We start from the raw sequence: 7,056 nt of genomic DNA on the forward strand, positions 1-7,056 counted from the left end.
CGCCGCCCGGGGCCAGGGCCGCCGCGGCCCGCGCCGCCCCGACCCGGCCGATGGTGGCGCGGGGCGGAGAGGCGTATGGAAGGCACCGCGCCGGCCGCATGACGGCCGGCCGGAGGAAGCCCCGCCCGGAATGCCGCAGGACACGCACGCCAGCCCCGCCGCACCCGCCGGCCGCCCCGATCCGTCCCGGATCGAGCGGCTCTGCGTGGACCGCGGCCTGAAGATGACCGGCCAGCGCCGGCTGATCGCGCGCGTACTGAGCGAGGCGGAGGACCACCCGGACGTGGAGGAGCTGTACCGCCGCGCCAGCGCGCTCGACAGCCGGATCTCCGTGGCGACGGTCTATCGCACCGTCCGCCTGCTGGAGGAGAAGGGCATCGTGGAGCGGCGCGACTTCGGCGGCGGCCGCGCCCGCTTCGACCCCACGGACCGCGGCCATCACCACCACCTGATCGACGTGGACACCGGCAAGGTGATCGAGTTCGAGGACCCCGAGTTCGAGCGCGTGGCGCGCGCCATCGCCGAGCGCCTCGGCTTCGGGCTGATCGGCCAGCGGCTGGAGCTGTTCGGCCGTCGCGCGGAGCCCGCGGCGCCGCCGCGCGCCGCGCGCAAGGGCAAGGCCTGAAGGATGAGCGTGGACGGGCCGCTGCCGGACGATCCGGCGCCGATCGGCGGGCCGCCGCCGCCGCTGCCCGGCGCCTTCGAGGAGCTGCGCGCCGGCAATCTCGGCCTGCGCCTGGCCGAGAGCGCGGCGGAGGTGGATGCGGCGCAGGCGCTGCGCTTCCGCGTCTTCTACGAGGAGATGGGCGCCCGTGCCGATGCCGCGACCACCGCGGCGCGGCGCGACGCCGACGAGTTCGACGCGGTCGCCGACCACCTGCTGGTGCTGGACCACGACCTGGGCAACGGGCCGGAGGCGGTGGTCGGCACCTATCGCCTGATCCGCCGGCCCGGCGCGGCGAAGCTCGGCCGCTTCTACTCGGAAGGCGAATACGACATCGCCATGCTGGCGGGCTTCCCGGGCGAGGTGATGGAGCTCGGCCGGTCCTGCGTGGCCGCGCCCTACCGCACGCGGGGCACGCTGCAGCTGCTGTGGCGCGGCATCGCGGCGATGGTGTTCCGCCACCGCATCACGCTGATGTTCGGCTGCGCCTCCCTGCCCGGCACCGACCTCGATGCGCTGGCGCCTCAGCTGGCCTATCTGCACGCCAACCACCTGGCCCCGCCGGCGCTGCGCCCGCGCGCGCTGCCCGACCGCTACGTGGCGATGGACCGGGTGCCGGTGGCGTCGGTGGACATGAAGGCGGTGCTGGCCGCGCTGCCGCCGCTGGTGAAGGGCTACCTCCGGCTGGGCGGCTTCGTCGGCGACGGGGCGGTGATCGACCACCAGTTCAACACCACCGATGTCTGCGTGGTGGTGAAGACCGACCTGGTGACGGAGAAATACTACCGCCACTACGAGCGGACCGCAGGCGGCGCGCGGGAGGAGTAGGACGAGGCGCCGCGAGGTACCCCCCTGGCGGCATTCCGGCAGGCCCGGTAACGTTAACGCCTCGTCACGAGGCACAGACGCATGGCCAGGCTTTTCATCGGTCCGGGACTGATCGCTTTCCCGGCCTTCCCCGATCCGGCGACCGTCGATCCGTTCACGCTGGGCTTCACCTCCGACGCCACGTCGCTGAGCTTCGAGCTGGAGGGCTACCACTTCGCCTTCACCGGCGACTTCGTCGATGCGACGACGGCGCTGACCACGCTGGTGCCGGTGCCCTTCCCGGTGCCGGCCTTCTTCCTGGCGCTGGCCGGCGTGCCGGGCTTCGCCGTGCCGATCGTGCTGGAGAGCGCCGAGGTGACGCGGATCGCCGACGGCGCGACGGTGATCGGCTTCGACGGCGCGAGCGCCGCGCTGGACCTGCAGCAGTTCTTCGCCACGCTGACCGACCCGGCCAACTACACCGACGACATCATCACCGCCTATTTCGGGGCGGTCGCTGCCTTCACCACGCTCGACCTGGCGGCCTTCGACACGCCGGTGGTGATGGGGCGACCGAATGCCGGGGTGAACGGCCCGGCGGGCGAGCGCGGTGTGATCGCCTATGCGCAGGAGATCGACCGCTTCGACTTCGTGGAACTGCTGGGCGGCGCCGCCGGCGACCGGCTGGGCGGGGCGGCGGGCGCCGAGTCGATCGACGGCCAGGGCGGCGCCGACCTGCTGCTGGGCCGCGACGGCGCCGATGTCCTGCAGGGCGGGGCGGAGAACGACGTGCTGGACGGCGGCGCGGGCGACGACAGCCTGGCGGGCGGTGCGGGCGACGACGTGCTGGCCGGGCGCGGCGGCAGCAACACGCTGGAGGGCGGGACCGGGGCGGACCGCTTCGTCATCGGCGCCGGGCCCGGCACCGACCGGATCGAGGATTTCGACGCGGCCGGAGGCGACCGGGTGGATGTCTCGGCGCTCGGCCTCACGCTGCGCGCGCTGGTGCAGGGGCTGGCCGGCGCGACCGCGGATGCGTCGGGCGTGACCGTCACCTTCGCGGGCCGCTCGCTGCTGTTCGCGGGGGTGGCGGATGCCGCGACGCTGCAGGTCCAGGACTTCATCCGCACCGTCCTGCCGCAATCCGGGGGCGACGTGACGGTGCTGGGCGGCGAGGCGGGCGCGGCCCTGTTCGGCGGGGACGGGCACGACGTGCTGCTGGGCGGCGCGGGCGACGACAGGCTGACCGGGCGGCTCGGCGACGACGCGCTGGACGGGGCAGCCGGGGCCGACAGCCTGAACGGCGGCTGGGGCAACGACGTGCTGTTCGGCGGCGACGGCGACGACGTGCTGACCGGCGCCGTGGGCGACGACTTCCTGGATGGCGGCGCGGGCAACGACGTGATCGAGGGCGGGCCCGGCACCGACTGCCTGACCGGCGCGGCGGGGGCCGACATCTTCGTCTTCCGCGCCCGCGACGGGGAGATGGACCGGGTGACGGATTTCGAGGAGGGGGTGGACCTGATCGACATCCGCGCGCTGGTCGCGGTGACGCTCTCGGCAGGGAACCTGGCGGACCACATCCGCATCACCTCGCCCGGCCCGACCTTCCTGACCCGCTTCCTGGAGGTGGACCGCGACGGCGCGGGCACGCGCTTCGGCTTCGTGGAGGTGGCGCAGTTCGACGACGTGGACGACGCGGTGCTGACCGACGCGGGCAACTACCTGTTCTGACCGGGCGCGCGTCGGCGACTTCGAGAATTGAACATCACCGCAACGTTTTGGCCATTTCGCCGTAATCACAACAGTGCCACCCTGCTCCACCCGATCGGCGGGCGGAGCCGGGTGGTTCGACGCGCCTCGTGAACGGTCGGGGGAAACGCCAATACCGGCTGGGGAAAGAGTCACCAGGATGCAACAGAAACTCGCTGCCGAATTCATCGGCACGCTCTGGCTCGTGCTCGGCGGCTGCGGCAGCGCCGTGCTGGCCGCCGCCTTCCCCGAAGTCGGCATCGGGCTGCACGGCGTATCGCTCGCCTTCGGCCTGACCGTTCTGACCATGGCCTATGCGATCGGCCATGTCTCCGGCTGCCACCTGAACCCGGCGGTGACGCTCGGCCTGGTGGCCGGCGGCCGCTTCCCCGCCAGCGAGGCGGTGCCCTACATCGTGGCGCAGGTGGCCGGGGCCATCGTGGCGGCCGCGATCCTCTACGTCATCGCCAGCGGCAAGGCGGGGTTCAGCCTCTCGGCCGGCTTCGCGGCGAACGGATTCGGCGACCTGTCGCCGGGCAAGTACGGCTTCGCCTCGGCCTTCGTGATCGAGGTCGTGATGACCTTCTTCTTCCTGTTCGTCATCCTGGGCGCCACGCATGGCAAGGCGCCGGCGGGCTTCGCGCCGATCGCCATCGGGCTTTGCCTGACGCTGATCCACCTGATCTCGATCCCGGTGACCAACACCAGCGTCAACCCGGCGCGCAGCACCAGCCAGGCGCTGTTCGCGGGCGGCGGCTACCTGGCGCAGCTGTGGATGTTCTGGGTGGCGCCGATCGCGGGTGGCGTGCTGGGCGGCATCGTCTATCGCATCATCGCGCCGAACGACGCGCCGGCGATCACCGGCACGGACCGGCCGCGCGCCTGACGACCGCGCCGGCCGGCGGGACGCCCCGCCGGCCGGTTGCCCCGCGCAGGGCGGCATGGTGACATTCCCGGCGGCCGCGCAGGATGCGCGGCGAGCCGATCGGGACACCGCCATGCCGACCACCGGTATCCGCCGCCGCCTCCTGCTCGCCGCCGGCGCGGCGGGGCTTGCCACGCCCGCCCTGGCGCAGGCGCCATGGCCGAACCGGCCGATCCGCATGATCATCCCCTTCGCGCCGGGCGGCTCCACCGACGTCATCGGACGGCTGCTGGCCGAACAGATGTCGCAGCGGCTCGGCCAGCCCATCGTCATCGAGAACCGTGGCGGCGCAGGCGCGACGCTCGGCACCGGGCTGGTCGCCGATGCGGCGCCGGACGGCTACACCGTGCTGCTCTCGCCCGTTTCGGCCTTCAACGTCGGCGCCACGCTGTATCGCGGGCGGATCACCTGGGATCCGGTGCGCAGCTTCGCGCATGTCGCCATGATCCAGCGCGGCTACTACGCGCTGATGGCCAACAACCGCGCACCCTTCACCAACCCCGCCGAGCTGGCGGCGGCGGCGCGGCGCACGCCGGGCATCAACTACGCCACCTCCGGCGTGGGATCGCTGCCGCACCTGGTGATGCTGCGCTTCGCGCAGATGGCCGGCATCGAGCTGACGCATGTGCCCTATCGTGGCGGCGCGCAGGCGGTGAACGACGTGATCGCGGGCAACGTGCCCGTCACGCTGGACGGCATCGCGGCCTCCGTCGGCTTCCTGCGCCAGGGCAATATCCGCGGCATCGGGCTGACCGGGCCGCAGCGCCACCCGGACTTCCCGGACATGCCGACCTTCGTGGAGCACGGCTTCCCGCAGCTGGTGGCGGAAGGCTGGGCCGGCTTCTCCTTCCCCGCCGGCGTGCCGCGGCCGATCCAGCAGCGGCTGGCCGACGTGACGAAGGAGGTGCTGGACCTGCCGGCGATCCGCGAGCGCTACCGGACGCTCGCGAACGACGTGGGCGACCGCTTCATGGACGACTTCCAGCGCTTCGTCGCGGAGGAGGTCGAGACCTGGCGGCCGCTGGTGATCGCCAGCGGCGCGACGGTTGATTGATTTTGGTGCCCTCAAGCGCCGGGCGCGGCCTCCGGCCGCTTGGCTTGCGCGCCGACGCGCTGTCGCGTCGGGCCATGCGGTTCCACTGCGCGCGGGCCGCCTGCGGCGGCCAAGAGAAACGGGACCGATGACGTGACCCACCCCGCCCCCACCGCCGCCGATCGCCTTCCGGCATTCCAGAAGCTGCTGGAAGGCCGCGCGGACCTGGCTTTCATCCCGCTCGGGACCGACCTGCACTACTTGGCTGGCATCCCGCGCGACATCCCGAACTACGGCATCACGCTGCATCCCGGCGGCTGGCTGGAAGGGGCGTGGCTGACGCCGACGCGCGCGCCGGTGCTGGCCCTGCCGCGCATGACGGCGGAGTTCAAGGGGCGCGGCGAGAGCAAGGGGATCGAGATCCGCGTGCTCGGCGACCATGACGACCCGGCGGCGCTGGCGCGCGACATCATCGCCGGCTGCCGGCTGCCGGCGAAGCCGCGCATCGCCATCAGCGACCGCGCGCATGGCGAGAGCGCGGTGCACATCCAGGCGCTGCTGCCGGATGCCGTCTTCGTCTCCGCCACCGACATCCTGCGCGAGCTGCGCGTCATCAAGAGCGAGGCCGAGATCGCGACGATGCGCGAGGCCGGGCGGCGCACCGAAGCCGCCTTCGCCGAGGTGCTGCCGAAGCTGCGCTTCGGCATGACCGAGCTCGATGTCATCGCCGAGGTGGACTACCAGATGAAGCGGCAGGGCACCTTCGGGCCCACCTTCACCACCTCGCTCTACAACACGGGTCCCGACCATCCGCTGCTGATGGGCCGGCGGCTGGACAGCTGGAAGCGGCCGATCGGGCCGAACACCTCGGTGCTGTTCGACTTCGGCGCATCGCATGACGGGCTCTGCTACGACTGGGGCCGCACCGTCAGCTTCGGCGCGCCGGGCGCGGAGCAGATCAAGGTGCACCGCGTGGTGATGCAGGCGCAGGCCGCCGGCATCGCCGCGCTGAAGGCCGGCAGCGCCACCTGCGCCGAGGTGGACGCGATTGCGCGCCGCGTGGTGGAGGATGCCGGCTACGGCCCGAATTTCCGCCACCGGCTGGGCCACGGCATCGGCTGGGACGTGCACGAGCCGCCCTTCCTGACGCAATCCGACCGCACGGTGCTGCGCGAGGGGATGATGTTCACGGTCGAGCCCTCGATCCTGCAGGACAGGTCCTTCAGCGCGCGCGTCGAGGACGTGATCGTCGCGCGGCCGGGCGGCGGCGAGAAGCTGACCAACGGCTTCCAGGAGCTGATCGTCATCGACCGCTGACGCGGCGCGGCTCCGCAGGACGTGATGCGACGGGCGGGCGCGCATCGTTCGATGCTGGCGCCGCACCTCAACCAGCGGAGACCACGGGGTTGTATGTCGCGGCCCTCGGACGGCTGCTCGACCGGGCGCCCGCGACGACAGGCGCCGGGATCGCGCTGGCGCTGGCACTGACAGGAACAGCGGCGCTGCTGCGGCTCGGCTTCCAGGCCGTGGCGCCCGAGGCGCTGCCCTTCTCGACCTTCTACGTCTCGACGTTGGCGGCGGCGCTGCTGGCGGGGCTGGTCCCGGCGCTGGTGGCCATGGCGGGCGCGACGCTGGCGGGCTGGTGGCTGTTCCTGCCGCCGCCCGGCAGGCTGGTGATGTCCACGGGCGCGCTGGTGAGCCTGGTGCTGTTCGTCGCGACGCAGGCCGCCGTGGTGGCGCTGGCGCTGGCGCTGCGCGGCACGGTGGGACGGCTGCGCCGCGCACAGGCGACGCTGGCGGAGAGCGACGCGCTGCTGCGCGCGGTGTTCGAGCAGCTGCCCGCCGCCGCCTTCGTCGTGGAGGCCGGCAGCCGGC

Annotated in this window: 7 protein-coding genes; all 7 read left to right on the plus strand. The window is 72.8% G+C overall.

What is annotated here, in order from left to right:
* Positions 1-130: 130 nt before the first annotated feature.
* A complete protein-coding gene (locus OZN99_RS21760; RefSeq protein ID WP_270937352.1) occupies positions 131-625 on the plus strand; it encodes a Fur family transcriptional regulator in 495 nt (164 codons plus the stop codon).
* Positions 626-628: 3 nt separating this feature from the next.
* Positions 629-1,492, plus strand: coding sequence for a GNAT family N-acetyltransferase (locus OZN99_RS21765; RefSeq protein WP_270937353.1), 864 nt, complete (start codon positions 629-631; stop codon positions 1,490-1,492).
* A gap of 81 nt (positions 1,493-1,573) precedes the next feature.
* On the plus strand, positions 1,574-3,205 hold the full coding sequence (locus OZN99_RS21770; protein WP_270937354.1) for a calcium-binding protein: 1,632 nt from the start codon (positions 1,574-1,576) through the stop codon (positions 3,203-3,205).
* Positions 3,206-3,383: 178 nt separating this feature from the next.
* Positions 3,384-4,109, plus strand: coding sequence for an aquaporin Z (gene aqpZ / locus OZN99_RS21775; RefSeq protein WP_270937355.1), 726 nt, complete (start codon positions 3,384-3,386; stop codon positions 4,107-4,109).
* A gap of 112 nt (positions 4,110-4,221) precedes the next feature.
* On the plus strand, positions 4,222-5,202 hold the full coding sequence (locus OZN99_RS21780; protein ID WP_270937356.1) for a Bug family tripartite tricarboxylate transporter substrate binding protein: 981 nt from the start codon (positions 4,222-4,224) through the stop codon (positions 5,200-5,202).
* 132 nt (positions 5,203-5,334) lie between these two features.
* Positions 5,335-6,498: a M24 family metallopeptidase gene (locus OZN99_RS21785; RefSeq protein ID WP_270937357.1), complete on the plus strand. Its 1,164-nt coding sequence runs from the start codon at positions 5,335-5,337 to the stop codon at positions 6,496-6,498.
* Between the two features lie 89 nt (positions 6,499-6,587).
* Positions 6,588-7,056 (plus strand): DUF4118 domain-containing protein (locus OZN99_RS21790; RefSeq protein WP_270937358.1); only part of this gene is annotated, 469 nt, incomplete at its 3' end.

Origin of the sequence: Falsiroseomonas oryzae, from assembly GCF_027856955.1 — a bacterium.
GTDB classification, from domain to species: domain Bacteria; phylum Pseudomonadota; class Alphaproteobacteria; order Acetobacterales; family Acetobacteraceae; genus Falsiroseomonas; species Falsiroseomonas oryzae.

Excerpts from the sequence above, each read along its gene's own strand:
- OZN99_RS21780 (WP_270937356.1), top strand. The coding sequence starts at position 4,222 with ATGCCGACCACCGGTATCCGCCGCCGCCTCCTGCTCGCCGCCGGCGCG.
- OZN99_RS21765 (WP_270937353.1), top strand. The coding sequence starts at position 629 with ATGAGCGTGGACGGGCCGCTGCCGGACGATCCGGCGCCGATCGGCGGG.
- aqpZ (WP_270937355.1), top strand. The coding sequence starts at position 3,384 with ATGCAACAGAAACTCGCTGCCGAATTCATCGGCACGCTCTGGCTCGTG.
- OZN99_RS21760 (WP_270937352.1), top strand. The coding sequence starts at position 131 with ATGCCGCAGGACACGCACGCCAGCCCCGCCGCACCCGCCGGCCGCCCC.
- OZN99_RS21770 (WP_270937354.1), top strand. The coding sequence starts at position 1,574 with ATGGCCAGGCTTTTCATCGGTCCGGGACTGATCGCTTTCCCGGCCTTC.